The following is a 14,682-nucleotide window of genomic DNA, read 5'->3' as shown; positions in this document are numbered from 1 at the left end:
TCCGAGGAATGCGTGAATTAGCGGGAACAGGCCCTGAGCCAGCCGAGCCCTTCCGACGTGCCGGCCTTCGGGCGGTACTCGCAACCGATCCAGCCGTCGTAGCCGAGCGTGTCGATCAGCTCGAACAGATACGGGTAGTTGAGTTCGCCGAGATCCGGCTCGTGGCGGTCGGGCACGCCCGCGATCTGGATATGGCCGATGCCCGCGAAATCGCGCCGGAGCTTGGTCGCGAGATCGCCTTCGACGATCTGGCAGTGGTAGCAGTCGAACTGCACCTTCAGGTTCGGCGCGCCGACTTCCGCGCGGATCGCCTGCGCGTCGTCCTGGCGGCTCAGGAAATAGCCGGGCATGTCGCGCTGGTTGATCGGCTCGATCAGGATCGTGATGCCGTGCGCGGCAGCGGCCTGCGCGGCATGGCGCAGGTTCGACAGGTAGGTGTCGCGATGGCGCGCGCGGTCGGCGCCCGGCGGCACCATCCCGGCCATCACGTGCAGCTTCCTGTTGCCGAGCACGCGTGCATAGTCGAGCGCCTGGTCGATGCCGCGCCGGAACTCGTCCTCGCGGCCCGGCAGCGATGCGGTGCCGCGTTCGCCCGCGGCCCAGTCGCCGGGCGGCGCGTTGAACAGCGCCTGTTCGAGGGTGTGCGCGTCGAGGCGCGCGCGGATGTCCTCGGCGGCGAAGTCGTACGGGAACAGGTACTCGACGGCCTTGAAGCCGTCGTAGGCGGCAGCGGCGAAGCGTTCGAGGAACGCGTGCTCGGTGTACATCATCGAGAGGTTGGCGGCGAAGCGTGGCATGGCAGCGGGTCCTGTGAATGAATGGGGCGGGGCATACGTCGCCCCGCGTCGAATGGCAACTCGGCGGTTCAGCGGTTCAGCGGTTCACGAGTTTCGCGGGCGTGAGCCACACGGCGATCGCGCCGATCACGAGCATCGCCGCCAGCACGTACATGCCGGACGCCGTGCTGTGCGTGACGTCCTTCAGGTAGCCGATCACGTACGGGCTCGCGAACCCGGCGAGGTTGCCGACCGAGTTGATGATCGCGATCCCGGCGGCGGCCGCTGAGCCCGCGAGGAACGCGGTCGGCAGCGACCAGAACAGCGGTGCGCAGGTCAGCACGCCGCCCGCCGCGAGCGACAGGAACACGATCGACACCGCCGTATTGTGCGAGTACGACGCGGCGACCGCAAACCCGACCGCGCCCATCAGCGCGGGCACGATCAGGTGCCAGCGGCGTTCGCGGCGCTTGTCCGCGCTGTGGCCGAACAGGTTCATCACGACGATCGCGACGAGGAACGGGATCGCGGACAGCAGGCCGATCTGCAGCGTATCGGTGATGCCGGTCGACTTCACGAGCGTCGGCATCCAGAACGTGAGGCCGTACTGGCCCGTGACGAACGCGAAGTAGATCAGCGACATCCACCACATGCGCGGGTCGGCGAACACGGCCTTCAGCGAGTGGCCGTGCTGCTGCTGTTCCTGCGGCTGCGCGGCGATCTCGTCCTCCAGCAGTTGTTTCTCGCGTTCGTCGAGCCACTTCGCGCCGCGGATGCTGTTGTCGAGATACAGGATCGTCGCGATGCCGACGAGCACGGCCGGCACGGCTTCGATCATGAACATCCATTGCCAGCCGTGGAAACCCGAGCCGCCGTGGAAGCGTTCCATGATCCAGCCCGACAGCGGGTTGCCGAAGATGCCCGACACGGGAATCGCGGACATGAACACCGCGATGATCTTCGCGCGGCGATGCGACGGGAACCAGTACGTGAGATACAGGATCACGCCGGGATAGAAGCCGGCTTCCGCGAGGCCGAGCAGGAAGCGCAGCACGTAGAACTGCGTGGGCGTCTGCACGAATGCGAACAGCCCGGACAGCAGGCCCCACGTGATCATGATCCGCGCGATCCAGATGCGTGCGCCGATGCGGTGCATCAGCATGTTGCTTGGCAGTTCGAACAGAAAGTAGCCAAGAAAGAAGATGCCGGCGCCGAGCCCGAACACGGTTTCGCTGAACGCGAGATCCTGCGACATCTGCAGCTTCGCGAAGCCGACGTTCACGCGGTCGAGATACGCGACCACGTAGCAGAGCATCAGGAACGGCACGATGCGCCAGAACACTTTCTTGTAGATGCGGTCGAGTTCCGCGGCATGGGCGGGCGCGGCGGGCGAGCGGCCAGCGGCCGCGTCGAGAGCAGTCATCGTCGTCTCCAGGATGTTGTGTGCCGGCGGCGTGTACGCCGCCGGATCATTGTGTGTGCTGACGGAAGGGCCCGCGCACACGGCGGGCATGGGAATCGTTGCGGGGTACGTCGCTACCAGCGCGCGCCGAAGCTGGCGCGCAATTCGTCGAGCGCGGCTTCGTCGAGCGGTTCGGGTTTCGGGTTCGTCATCAGCCACAGCCGCGCCGTTTCCTCGAGCTCTTCGAGCGCATACGACGCGTGCGACACCGATGGCCCCCACATCACCGGGCCGAGGCGGTCGAGCAGCACGCCGCGCACCTGGTCGGCGAGCGCCGCGACTTCCGCGGCGACGCCCGGATCGCCGGGGCGGCGGTAGCGGATCAGCGGAATGTGGCCGACCTTCATCACGTAGTACGGCGTGATCGGCGGCAGCACGTCGGTGTCGCGCCATACGCCCGCGAGCGTCAGCGCGACGAGGTGCGTCGAATGGGTGTGGACGACGCCGTTCGCTTCGGCATTGCGCGCGTAGATGCCGCGATGCAGTGCGAGCGTCTTCGACGGCTTGCCGCCCGATACGGGCTGGCCGTCGAGGCCGACCTTCGCGATGTCGTTCGGGTCGAGCCGGCCGAGGCACGCGTCGGTCGGCGTGATCAGCCAGCCGTCGGGCAGCCGCGCGCTGATGTTGCCGGCGCTCCCGACCGCGTGGCCGCGCGCGTACAGGCTGGCGCCGACGACGCAGATCTCCTCGCGCAGTTTCGCTTCGTCGCTCATCGTGCGGCTCCGTCCAGCGCGCGCAGCGCCTTGTCGAAAAAGTCCGTGGTGCCGAAGTTGCCGGACTTCAGCGCGAGGCCGAGCGGCTGGGCGTCGATGGTGGCCGTCGCCGGCACGCCCGGATCGATCTGCGCGCCGATCTGCAGCGACTTCACGTCGAGCGCCTGCACGACCGCGCCGGACGTCTCGCCGCCGGCGACGACGAACTTGCGCACGCCGAGATCGCGCAGCCCGCGCGCGATCGCCGCGAGCGTGGCTTCGACGAGATGGCCGGCCGCGTCGACGCCGAGCGCTTGTTGTACGGCCTTCACTTCGTCAGGCGTCGCGGTCGCGTAGATCAGCACGGGCTGCGGCAGGTGCGTGCGCGCGAACGCGAGTGCCTGGTCGACGACGGGTTCGCCGCGCGATGCCGCGAGCGGATCGATGCGGAAGCTCGGCCGCGTGGCGCGCCATGCGGCGACCTGCGCGTTGGTGGCCTTCGATGCGCTGCCGGCGAGCACCGCCGACAGGCCGTCGATACGCGGCAGCGACGCCGCGTTGTCGCGCTCGGGCAGTTGCTCCGCGCGGCGGAAATTCGCGGGCAGGCCGAGCGCGATGCCCGAGCCGCCGGTGACGAGCGGCAGGCCCGCGCAGGCCTCGCCGAGCACGTAGAGGTCGCGGTCCGACAGCGCGTCGGCGATCGCGAATCGTGCGCCTTCCGCACGCAACTGGTCGATCCGCGTGCGCACGGCGGCCGCGCCCAGCGCGATCGTGTCGTAGCGGATCAGGCCGACGGGCGACTTCGTTTGCCGCTGCAGCACGCGCACGAGGTTCGCGTCCTTCATCGGCGTGAGCGGATGGTTTTCCATGCCCGATTCGTTCAGCAGCACGTCGCCGACGAACAGGTGGCCGCGATAGATCGTGCGGCCGTTCTCGGGGAACGCCGGGCACGCGATCGTGAAGCCGCCGCCGGCCGCATTGAGCAGCGCATCGGCGACGGGCCCGATGTTGCCCGCGTCAGTCGAATCGAACGTCGAGCAGTACTTGAAGAAGAATTGCCGGCAGCCTTGCTCGCGCAGCCATGCGTAGGCGGCGAGCGATTGCGCGACGGCGTCGGCCGCGGGGATCGTGCGCGACTTCAGCGCGACGACGATCGCGTCCGCATCAAGCGTGGCGCCGTCGGCGGGCACGCCGATCGTCTGCACGGTGCGCATGCCGCTCTTCACGAGCATGTTCGCGAGATCGGTCGCGCCGGTGAAATCGTCGGCGATGCAGCCGAGCAGGGGACGGGAAACGGGAGCGGTCATGGCGGGTACGTCGTTCGAATCAGCGGGCGGGCGGCAGCGTGATGCCGGGGAAGGTCTTGATCACGGCGGAATCGTCCTCGCCGCCGTGGCCGGCGCTCGACGCGCTCATGAACATCTGGTGCGCGGTGGCCGACAGCGGCAGCGGGAACTTGCTGCGGCGCGCGGTATCGAGCACGAGGCCGAGATCCTTCACGAAGATGTCGACGGCCGACAGCGGCGTGTAGTCGCCGTTCAGGATGTGCGGCACGCGGTTCTCGAACATCCACGAATTGCCGGCGCTGTGCGTGATCACGTCGTACAACGCGTCGGCATCGACGCCTTCGCGCAGGCCCAGCGCCATCGCCTCGGCCGCCGCGGCGATATGCACGCCGGCCAGCAACTGGTTGATGATCTTCACCTTCGAGCCGATGCCGTGCGCATCGCCGAGGCGATAGACCTTGCCGGCGATCGCGGCGAGCACGTCCTCGCAGCCCGCGTACGCGGCGGCCGGGCCCGACGTCATCATCGTCATCTCGCCGGAGGCCGCGCGTGCGGCGCCGCCCGACACGGGCGCATCGAGCATCTGCAGGCCGGCGGCCTCGATGCGTTCACCGAGCGCGACCGCGAATTCCGGTGCGACGGTCGCGCTGGCGATCACGACGCCGCCCGGCTTCATCGCCGCGACCGCGCCGTGCTCGCCGAACAGCACCGTTTCGGTCTGCGCGGCATTCACGACGAGCGTGACGACGACGTCGCACTGCGCGCCGAGTTCGGCCGGCGTCGCGCAGGCGACGCCGCCTTCGGCCGCGAATGCCTGCAGCACGGTGTCGCGCACGTCGCATGCGTGCACGCGCAGGCCGGCGCGCAGCAGCGAGCGGGCGACGCCGAGGCCCATCGCGCCGAGGCCGATGACTCCAACATTTCGTGACATGGTCAACCTTGATCGATTCGGAAGAGGTTCGTGACAGCGGCGGCGCCTGTAACGGCCGCGGCCGCCGGCTTCAGCAGATGCCGGCTTCCGCGAGACGGCGGGCGGCGTTGTACATATGCGTGCGTGCCGCGTTGCGCGCGGCCATCGGGTCGCGCGCGCGGATCGCGTCGGCGATCGCCGCGTGTTCCTCGCGCACCTGGCGCGAGAAGTCCTCGCGCGTCGCTTCGTTGCGCCGCGTGACCTTCACGCCGGCTTCGAGGTACTGGTTCAGGAACTGCAGCGTCTTCAGGAAATACGGGTTGCCGGTGACGGCCGCGATCGTGCGGTGGAACGCGACGTCTTCCGCGACGCCGTCGCGCCCTTCGGCCACGGCATCGTCGATCTTGCGCAGCGCCTCGTCGATGTCGGCCATGTCTTCGTCGGTGTGGTGCAGGGCCGCTTCGGCCGCGACCTCGGCCTCGATCGCGCGGCGCACCGCGAGCAGGTGCGGCAGCGAGGTGGCCTCGACCGCTTCCGCATAGTCGATCCGCAGCGGCCGGATCGCGCCGTGCTGGTTCACGTACACGCCGCTGCCCTGGCGCGGCTCGACCACGCCTTCGTTCTTCAGCCGCGAGATCGCCTCGCGGATCACGGTGCGGCTCACGCCGAATTCCTGCGCGAGCACGGCCTCCGTCGGCAGCTTGCCGGTGGCCGAGAAGCTGCCGACTTCGATCTGCTTGAGCAGTTGCTGCGCGACATGGTCGCTCATCGCACGGGCGGGAATTTTCTCGAACATGGTGCTCTGGCTTGTAAGGTTATGTGGTCATCATACAAATTTGAGCGTGATGAAGCATCCGGGATAACCCTCGATCAACGGAGGGCAACGTCGGTCAAATCAACTGAAACCGGTTCCATTTGAAGGGAAATCGACGCGATCGCCTATCGCTTCGCGGTGGGTCGACCGGGCGGGAAAGAGCCGTGCGGGTGCGTTGGCGGTCAGTCGGCGATGTCCTCGACGGAGTCGTCCGTCGCATCTGCCGTCGCGCCGGCTTCCGCCACTTCGCCGCCGCGCTCCCGATAAGTCGCCGGCGGCACGCCGAACTGCTTGCGGAACTCGCGTCCGAGGTGCGACGCATCGGCGAACCCGCAGCTCGACGCGATATCGGCCACCGTGCGGTCGGAACTGGTCAGCAGCCACGCGGCCGTGCGCAGCCGCACCTGTTTCGCGAACGCCTGCGGGCTCTTGCCCGTTTCGGCCTTGAACAGCCGTTCGAGCTGCCGCGTCGACAGGTCGAGCTTGTTCGCGAGCTCGTCGAGCGACAGCGCCCGCCCGACATGCTGTTCCATCAGGAGAATCGCGCGCTTGACCTTCGGGTGCGTCGCCGGCTCGAGGCCCGGCGGATGCGGCTGCGGCGCATTCCCTTTCTGCATCTCGCCGACCAGCAGGATGCGCAGCGCCTTCTGCACGGTCGCGTGATCGAAATGGCGCAGCAGGATCGCGGCGGCGACGTCGATCGACGCGCGGCCGCCCGAGCAGGTGATGCGGCGCCGGTCGATCACGAACAGCCGGTCGGCGATCAGCAGGTCGGGATCGGCCGCCGGAAAGCGCTCGATGAAATCCCAGTAATGGAACCAGCTCACGCAGGTGCGGTAGCCGTCGAGCACGCCTGCGCGCATCAGCGTGAACACGCCGGTGCAGATCCCGACGACCGTTGCGCCGCCGGCCGCCGCGCGGCGGATGAAGTCGAGCGTCTCGGGGCCCGCCTGCGGCCCCGAATGCAGCAGCCCGCCGACCACCACCACGTAGTCGAACGGCTCGGCCGCGTCGAACGTTTCCCATGGCGTGATCTGGATCCCGCAGCTCGCGCGCACCGGCGCGAGGGTCTCGCCGATCACGCTCCACGCGCAGCGCACGGGCTTGCTGTAGTCGCCGTCGTCGGCCGACAGCCGGAGCATGTCGACGAAGCCCGAGAAGGCCGTCAGCGTGAAGTTCGGCAGCAGCACGATGCCGAAGCGGATGCGTCGCGGTGCGGGTTCTGCGAGGGGGGAAGCGGGTACGTCGGGTGTCATCGCGGCCAATCTCTTCACGCCGGGCAGGCGGTCTCACTCAGTCTGTCGATACGGGTAACGCGGGTACGGCAGTCGGGCACGGCCGGGCGACGCGGATGCAGCCAGCGTCGCCGATCGGCTCCGGCGCGACTTGTGGTTTTCCGTCGCGAACCATCGCCAAAACGCACTTTCCGGCCCGCCGGCGCGGCGCTTGGCGGCGGTATCCCACGCCGATGCCGTTTTTGTTCTATCGGCCGATTTTACGCTTTGATGTACTGGTGCCCAACGTCACTTGATGTATGTCCCCATCCAGAGGAAGCCAGATGAACGTCAGCGCGTTCGACCTGTTCAAGATCGGCATCGGCCCGTCCAGTTCGCACACGGTCGGCCCGATGATCGCCGCGTGTCGCTTCGCGTCGCACGTGGAGGACGCGAACCTGCTCGGTTTCGTGCGCCGCGTGCGGGTCGAACTATACGGCTCGCTCGGCGCGACCGGCAAGGGCCACGGCACCGACAAGGCCGTGCTGCTCGGCCTCGAGGGTCACCTGCCCGACACGATCGATCCCGACCTGATCGAGCCGCGGCTGGCCGCGATCCGCGCGGAGAAATCGCTGTCGCTGCTCGGCAAGCAGACGGTGCGCTTCGACGAAAAGGAACACATCGGCTTCTATCGCAAGCTGATGAGCGGCACGAGCATCGTGCACCCGAACGGGATGCGCTTCCAGGCCTTCGACGAACACGGCCAGCTGCTGGTCGAGAAAGAGTATTACTCGGTCGGCGGCGGCTTCGTCGTGAACCGCGACGGCGATCGCGTGAACGGCGTGCGCGCGGCGGTCGAGGTGCCGTACCCGTTCCGCACCGGCGACGACCTGATGCGCCAGTGCCGCGAGCACGGGCTGTCGATCGCCGAGCTGATGATGCGCAACGAATGCGCGCTGCGCCCCGCCGACGAAGTGCGCGCCGGGCTGCTCGCGATCTGGCGCACGATGGCCGCCTGCGTCGAGCGCGGCTGCAAGGTCGAGGGCGACCTGCCGGGCCCGATGCGCGTGAAGCGCCGCGCGGCCGAGCTGAATGCCCGCCTGCGCGCGCGTTCGGAAGAGTCGCTGCGCGACCCGCTGTCGATGCTCGACTGGGTCAACCTGTATGCGATGGCCGTCAACGAGGAGAACGCGGCGGGCGGCCGTGTCGTCACCGCGCCGACCAACGGCGCGGCCGGCGTGATTCCCGCGGTGCTGCACTACTACGTGAAATTCGTGCCGGGCTCGAACGAAGCCGGCATCGTCGAATTCCTGATGACGGCCGCGGCGATCGGGATCATCTACAAGGAAACCGCGTCGATTTCCGGCGCGGAAGTCGGCTGCCAGGGCGAAGTGGGCGTCGCGTGCTCGATGGCGGCCGCGGCGCTCGCCGCGGTGATGGGCGGCACGCCCGACCAGGTCGAGAACGCGGCCGAGATCGGCATGGAGCACAACCTCGGGATGACCTGCGACCCCGTCGGCGGGCTCGTGCAGATCCCGTGCATCGAGCGCAACGCGATGGGCGCGATCAAGGCGCTGAACGCGTCGCGCATGGCGCTCAAGGGCAACGGCCAGCACTACGTGTCGCTCGACTCGGTCATCAAGACGATGCGCGAGACGGGTGCCGACATGAAGACGAAATACAAGGAAACGTCGCGCGGCGGTCTGGCCGTGAACGTCATCGAATGCTAACGAAGGACCACAACATGAGCCGCTACTCGATATTCAGCCTGTTCCGCAACGGTCTCTCGTATCACGAGAACTGGGAAAAGCAGTGGAAGAGCCCGGAACCGAAGAAGGAATACGACGTCGTGATCGTCGGCGGCGGCGGCCACGGCCTCGCGACCGCCTACTACCTCGCGAAGGAACACGGCATCACGAACGTCGCGATCCTCGAGAAGGGCTGGATCGGCGGCGGCAACACCGCGCGCAACACGACGATCGTGCGCTCGAACTATCTGTGGGACGAATCGGCCGCGCTGTACGAGAAGGCGATGAAGCTGTGGGAAGGGCTGTCGCAGGACCTGAACTACAACGTGATGTTCAGCCAGCGCGGCGTGATGAACCTGGCCCACACGCTGCAGGACGTGCGTGACACCGAGCGCCGCGTGAACGCGAACCGCCTGAACGGTGTCGACGCCGAATTCCTGACGCCCGCGCAGATCAAGGAAATCGAGCCGACCATCAACCTGAACAGCCGCTATCCGGTGCTCGGCGCATCGATCCAGCGCCGCGCCGGTGTGGCGCGTCACGACGCGGTGGCCTGGGGTTTCGCGCGCGGCGCGGACCGCGCGGGTGTCGACATCATCCAGAACTGCCAGGTGACGGGCATTCGCCGCGAAGGCGGCGCGGTGGTCGGCGTCGATACGGTGAAGGGCTTCATCAAGGCGAAGAAAGTGGCGGTGGTCGCGGCCGGCAACACGACGACGCTCGCCGACATGGCCGGCGTGCGCCTGCCGATCGAAAGCCACCCGCTGCAGGCGCTGGTGTCCGAGCCGATCAAGCCGGTCGTGAACTCGGTGATCATGTCGAACGCGGTGCACGCGTACATCAGCCAGTCCGACAAGGGCGACCTCGTGATCGGCGCGGGTATCGACCAGTACACGGGCTTCGGCCAGCGCGGCAGCTTCCACATCATCGAAAGCACGCTGCAGGCGATCGTCGAGATGTTCCCGGTGTTCTCGCGCGTGCGGATGAACCGCCAGTGGGGCGGCATCGTCGATGTGTCGCCGGACGCGTGCCCGATCATCACCAAGACCGACGTGAAGGGCCTCTACTTCAACTGCGGCTGGGGCACCGGCGGCTTCAAGGCGACGCCCGGCTCGGGCTGGGTGTTCGCGCACACGATCGCGCGCGACGAACCGCATCCGCTGAACGCGCCGTTCGCGCTCGACCGCTTCTACACGGGCCACCTGATCGACGAGCACGGCGCAGCCGCCGTCGCGCACTGAACGAGGAGAAGAAATCATGTTGCTGATCGAATGTCCGTGGTGCGGGCCGCGCGCCGAATCCGAGTTCTCGTGCGGCGGTGAAGCCGACATCGTGCGCCCCGTCAACAACGAGAACATGACCGACCGTGAATGGGGCGAATACGTGTTCATGCGCGAGAACAAGCGCGGGCTGCACAAGGAGCAATGGCTGCACGCGCAGGGCTGCCGACGCTGGTTCAAGGCCACGCGCGACACGGTGACCTACGATATCAAGGGCTACGAAAAGTTCGGCGGCGACGCTGCCGGCAACGCACACGAAGAGGGCACGAGCAAATGAGCCAGAAAGACCGCCTCGGCACCGGTGGCCGCATCAATCGCGCGATTCCGTTGACGTTCACGTTCAACGGCCGCACGTATCAGGGCTTCCAGGGCGACACGCTCGCGTCCGCGCTGCTCGCGAACGGCGTGCACTTCGTCGCGCGCAGCTTCAAGTACCACCGCCCGCGCGGGATCGTGACGGCCGACGTCGCGGAACCGAATGCGGTCGTGCAGCTCGAATCGGGCCCGTACACGGTGCCGAATGCGCGCGCGACCGAGATCGAGCTGTACCAGGGGCTCGTCGCGTCGAGCGTGAACGCCGAGCCGACGCTCGAGAACGACAAGTACGCGATCAACCAGAAGCTGTCGCGCTTCCTGCCGGCCGGCTTCTACTACAAGACCTTCATGTGGCCGCGCAACATGTGGCCGAAGTACGAAGAGAAGATCCGCGAAGCCGCCGGCCTCGGCAAGGCGCCGGAAGCGCTCGACGCCGATCGGTACGACAAGTGCTATGCGCACTGCGACGTGCTCGTCGTGGGCGGCGGCCCGTCGGGGCTCGCGGCCGCGCATGCGGCGGCCACGGCCGGCGCGCGCGTGATCCTCGTCGACGACCAGCGCGAGCTCGGCGGCAGCCTGCTGTCGTGTCGCGCGGAAATCGACGCGAAGCCCGCGCTGCAGTGGGTCGAGAAGATCGAGGCCGAGCTGCGCAAGCTGCCCGACGTGACGATCCTGTCGCGCAGCACCGCGTTCGGCTACCAGGACCACAACCTCGTGACGGTCACGCAGCGCCTGACCGATCACCTGCCCGTGTCGATGCGCAAGGGCACCCGCGAGCTGCTGTGGAAGGTTCGCGCGAAGCGCGTGATTCTCGCGACCGGCGCGCACGAGCGTCCGATCGTGTTCGGCAACAACGACCTGCCGGGCGTGATGCTCGCCGGCGCGGTGTCCACCTACGTGCATCGCTTCGGCGTGCTGCCGGGCCGCAACGCGGTCGTGTTCACGAACAACGATCGTGCGTACCAGACCGCGCTCGACCTGAAGGCGTGCGGCGCGAAAGTGACGGTCGTTGATTCGCGCGCATCGTCGAATGGTGCGCTGCCGGCCGCGGCGAAGCGGCAGGGCGTGACGGTGTTGAGCGGCGCCGTCGTGACGGCCGCATCGGGCAAGTGGCGCGTATCGTCGGTCGACGTCGCGTCCAGCACGAACGGCCAGGTGGGCGGCAAGCTGCAGACGCTGCCGTGCGACCTCGTCGCGATGTCGGGCGGCTTCAGCCCCGTGCTGCACCTGTTCGCGCAGTCGGGCGGCAAGGCGTGCTGGAGCGACGAGAAGGCGTGTTTCCTGCCGGGCAAGCCCGTGCAGGCGGAAGCGAGCATCGGCGCGGCGGCCGGGGAATTCGGCCTGGCGCGCGCGCTGCGGCTCGCGGTCGATGCGGGCGTGGAAGCGGCGAAGGCCGCGGGCTTCACGGCCGAGCAGCGCCCGGTCGCGCCGCAGGTCGCGGAAACCGTCGAAGGCGCACTGCAGCCGCTGTGGCTCGTCGGCAGCCGCGAGGCCGCGGCGCGCGGGCCGAAGCAGTTCGTCGATTTCCAGAACGACGTGTCGGCCGCCGACATCCTGCTTGCCGCGCGCGAAGGCTTCGAGTCGGTCGAGCACGTGAAGCGCTATACGGCGATGGGATTCGGCACCGACCAGGGCAAGCTCGGCAACATCAACGGGATGGCGATTCTCGCGGGGGCGCTCGGCAAGTCGATTCCGGAAACGGGCACGACCACGTTCCGCCCGAACTACACGCCCGTTTCGTTCGGTACGTTCGCGGGCCGCGAGCTCGGCGATTTCCTCGACCCGATCCGCAAGACCTGCGTGCACGAGTGGCACGTCGAGCACGGCGCGCTGTTCGAGGACGTCGGCAACTGGAAGCGGCCGTGGTACTTCCCGAAGAACGGCGAGGATCTCCATGCGGCCGTGAAGCGCGAATGCCTGGCGGTGCGCAACAGCGTCGGCATCCTCGACGCATCGACGCTCGGCAAGATCGACATCCAGGGCCCGGATGCCGTGAAGCTGCTGAACTGGATGTACACGAACCCGTGGAACAAGCTCGAGGTCGGCAAGTGCCGCTACGGGCTGATGCTCGACGAAAACGGGATGGTGTTCGACGACGGCGTGACCGTGCGCCTCGCCGACCAGCATTTCATGATGACGACCACGACGGGCGGCGCGGCGCGCGTGCTCACGTGGCTCGAACGCTGGCTGCAGACCGAATGGCCCGACATGAAGGTGCGGCTGTCGTCGGTTACCGATCACTGGGCGACGTTCGCGGTGGTCGGCCCGAAGAGCCGCAAGGTCGTGCAGAAGGTGTGCCAGGACATCGACTTCGGCAACGAGGCGTTCCCGTTCATGAGCTACCGGAACGGCACCGTTGCCGGCGCGAAGGCGCGCGTGATGCGGATCAGCTTCTCGGGCGAGCTGGCCTATGAAGTGAACGTGCCGGCGAATGCGGGCCGCGCGGTGTGGGAAGCGCTGATGGCCGCCGGTGCCGAGTTCGACATCACGCCGTACGGCACCGAAACGATGCACGTGCTGCGTGCGGAGAAGGGCTACATCATCGTCGGCCAGGACACCGACGGCTCGGTCACGCCGTACGACCTCGGGATGGGCGGGCTGGTCGCGAAGTCGAAGGACTTCCTCGGCAAGCGTTCGCTCGCGCGCTCGGACACCGCGAAGGAGGGCCGCAAGCAGTTCGTCGGCCTGCTGACCGAGGACGAACAGTTCGTGCTGCCGGAAGGCGCGCAGATCGTCGCGAAGGACACGCAGGTGTCGGCGGTCGATCCGACGCCGATGATCGGCCACGTGACGTCGAGCTACTACAGCCCGATCCTGAAGCGCTCGATCGCGCTCGCGGTGGTGAAGGGCGGCCTGAACAAGATGGGCGAGAGCGTCGTGATTCCGCTGGCCAACGGCAAGCGCATCACCGCGAAGATCTCGAGCCCGGTTTTCTACGATACCGAAGGGGTGCGCCAGCATGTGGAATGAAACCAGAAACCAGACGCAGGTGGCGGGCGCGGGCGGCGTGACGCTTGAATCGCCGTTCGTGGGCGCGGCCGACGTGCTGAAGCCGCACCAGGCGCGTGCATCGAAGAAATTCACGCTGCGCGAGCGGCCGTTCCTCGATCTCGTGAACGTGCGCGGCGAGTTGAGCGATCCGGCGTTCGTCGCCGCGTTCGAGCGCGTGGTCGGCTGCCGGCCGCCGGCGGCGCCGAACACCGTTGCCCGCGGCGCCGAGTACGACGTGCTGTGGCTCGGCCCCGACGAGTGGCTCGTGCGCTCGCACGGGCCCGTGCAGGCGGGCGTGCTGGAGGCGCGGCTCGCGGAGGCCGTGCAGGGTTCGTATGCGGCGGCCGTCGACGTCGGCAGCGGTTATACCGTCGTCGAGATCAGCGGCGAACGTGTGCGCGACGTGCTCGCACGCGGCTGCCCGCTCGATCTCCACCCGCGCGTGTTCAAGCCGGGCCAGTGCGCGCAGTCGCACTACTTCAAGACGTCGATCGTGCTCGTCCCGATCGGCGACGATGCGTTCGAGATCGTCCTGCGCCGCAGCTTCGCCGACTATTTCGTGCGGATCATGCTCGACGCTGCCACGCCGCTCGCATCATGAAGCCGTTCGACGAACCGTTCGTGGCGATCGACGCGCCGCGCCTGCGCGGGCACGGCTGGAGCGTGTTCGTCGACGAACTGAAGGTGCCCGCGCGGATCGGCATTCATGCGCACGAGCATGAAGCGCCGCAGCCGATCGTGATCGATGCCCGGCTCGGCTATCGCTGCGAGCCGAGCGAGCAGGGCGAGTGGATCGATTACGACGGTTATTGCGCGCGACTTGCCGCGTTCCTGTCGCACAAGCCGCATACGCGGCTGCTGGAGACGCTCGTCGCCGACATCGCGGTGCTGTCGTTCCGCGAATGGCCGGCGCTGGAGTCGCTGACGCTGTCGGTGTACAAGCCGAAGATCCGGCCGGGTACGAAGCGCGTCGGCGTGTCGCTCGACTGGACGCGCGGGGATTATTTGCGGTGGACGGGGGCGGCGGGGCAGCTTTGAAGGGGGCGGGGCGGAGAGGCAATCCGCCCACGCGATTGCTCATTGTTCCTGGAATATCGGAACAATGGCCCGCTGGTGGTTGCCGCTCGTCTTTATTCCTGAAATATCGGAACAATGAGACGTTCCCCCCGTCAGTTGTCACGCGAGCGCTTTTGG

At 67.7% G+C, this 14,682-nt stretch carries 13 protein-coding genes; 6 read left to right on the top strand and 7 right to left on the bottom strand.

The window, feature by feature from the left end:
• Window positions 1–17: 17 nt before the first annotated feature.
• From otnI to APZ15_RS22370, 7 genes are all read right to left on the bottom strand, one after another.
• Window positions 18–797, bottom strand: a complete 780-nt coding sequence (otnI, locus tag APZ15_RS22400) for a 2-oxo-tetronate isomerase (protein WP_027790622.1) — start codon at window positions 795–797, stop codon at window positions 18–20.
• Between the two features lie 76 nt (window positions 798–873).
• Window positions 874–2,199: an MFS transporter gene (locus APZ15_RS22395; RefSeq protein ID WP_027790623.1), complete on the bottom strand. Its 1,326-nt coding sequence runs from the start codon at window positions 2,197–2,199 to the stop codon at window positions 874–876.
• Between the two features lie 113 nt (window positions 2,200–2,312).
• Complete coding sequence (gene otnC, locus APZ15_RS22390; protein WP_021156336.1) at window positions 2,313–2,951, bottom strand: 3-oxo-tetronate 4-phosphate decarboxylase; 639 nt, start codon at window positions 2,949–2,951, stop codon at window positions 2,313–2,315.
• Window positions 2,948–4,237: a 3-oxo-tetronate kinase gene (gene otnK, locus APZ15_RS22385; protein ID WP_027790624.1), complete on the bottom strand. Its 1,290-nt coding sequence runs from the start codon at window positions 4,235–4,237 to the stop codon at window positions 2,948–2,950. The genes otnC and otnK overlap by 4 nt, the downstream gene beginning before the upstream one ends.
• A 19-nt stretch (window positions 4,238–4,256) precedes the next feature.
• Window positions 4,257–5,153 (bottom strand): L-threonate dehydrogenase, encoded by an 897-nt coding sequence (gene ltnD, locus APZ15_RS22380; RefSeq protein WP_330996593.1) that lies wholly within the window; start codon window positions 5,151–5,153, stop codon window positions 4,257–4,259.
• 64 nt (window positions 5,154–5,217) lie between these two features.
• Window positions 5,218–5,922, bottom strand: coding sequence for a FadR/GntR family transcriptional regulator (locus APZ15_RS22375; protein WP_027790626.1), 705 nt, complete (start codon window positions 5,920–5,922; stop codon window positions 5,218–5,220).
• A 200-nt stretch (window positions 5,923–6,122) separates the two neighbouring features.
• The gene (locus APZ15_RS22370; protein ID WP_027790627.1) at window positions 6,123–7,196 is read right to left on the bottom strand and encodes a GlxA family transcriptional regulator; all 1,074 of its coding nucleotides are present in this window, start codon (window positions 7,194–7,196) and stop codon (window positions 6,123–6,125) included.
• 302 nt (window positions 7,197–7,498) lie between these two features.
• On the opposite strand from APZ15_RS22370, the gene APZ15_RS22365 reads away from it, so the two are divergent.
• From APZ15_RS22365 to APZ15_RS22340, 6 genes are read left to right on the top strand one after another with little or no spacing between them, the layout of a single operon-like run.
• Complete coding sequence (locus APZ15_RS22365) at window positions 7,499–8,884, top strand: L-serine ammonia-lyase (protein WP_027790628.1); 1,386 nt, start codon at window positions 7,499–7,501, stop codon at window positions 8,882–8,884.
• Between the two features lie 14 nt (window positions 8,885–8,898).
• A complete protein-coding gene (locus tag APZ15_RS22360; protein WP_006480591.1) occupies window positions 8,899–10,143 on the top strand; it encodes a sarcosine oxidase subunit beta family protein in 1,245 nt (414 codons plus the stop codon).
• Window positions 10,144–10,159: 16 nt separating this feature from the next.
• Window positions 10,160–10,459, top strand: coding sequence for a sarcosine oxidase subunit delta (locus tag APZ15_RS22355; RefSeq protein WP_027790629.1), 300 nt, complete (start codon window positions 10,160–10,162; stop codon window positions 10,457–10,459).
• Entirely contained in the window at window positions 10,456–13,467 is a 3,012-nt protein-coding gene (locus APZ15_RS22350) for a sarcosine oxidase subunit alpha family protein (protein ID WP_027790630.1), read from the top strand. Before APZ15_RS22355 ends, APZ15_RS22350 begins: the two co-directional genes overlap by 4 nt.
• A complete protein-coding gene (locus tag APZ15_RS22345) occupies window positions 13,457–14,089 on the top strand; it encodes a sarcosine oxidase subunit gamma (RefSeq protein ID WP_027790631.1) in 633 nt (210 codons plus the stop codon). Before APZ15_RS22350 ends, APZ15_RS22345 begins: the two co-directional genes overlap by 11 nt.
• Complete coding sequence (locus tag APZ15_RS22340; protein WP_027790632.1) at window positions 14,086–14,526, top strand: dihydroneopterin aldolase; 441 nt, start codon at window positions 14,086–14,088, stop codon at window positions 14,524–14,526. The genes APZ15_RS22345 and APZ15_RS22340 overlap by 4 nt, the downstream gene beginning before the upstream one ends.
• Window positions 14,527–14,682 lie beyond the last annotated feature (156 nt).

The organism is Burkholderia cepacia ATCC 25416 (genome assembly GCF_001411495.1).
GTDB lineage: Bacteria > Pseudomonadota > Gammaproteobacteria > Burkholderiales > Burkholderiaceae > Burkholderia > Burkholderia cepacia.
This window is presented reverse-complemented; position numbering and strand designations above follow the sequence as displayed.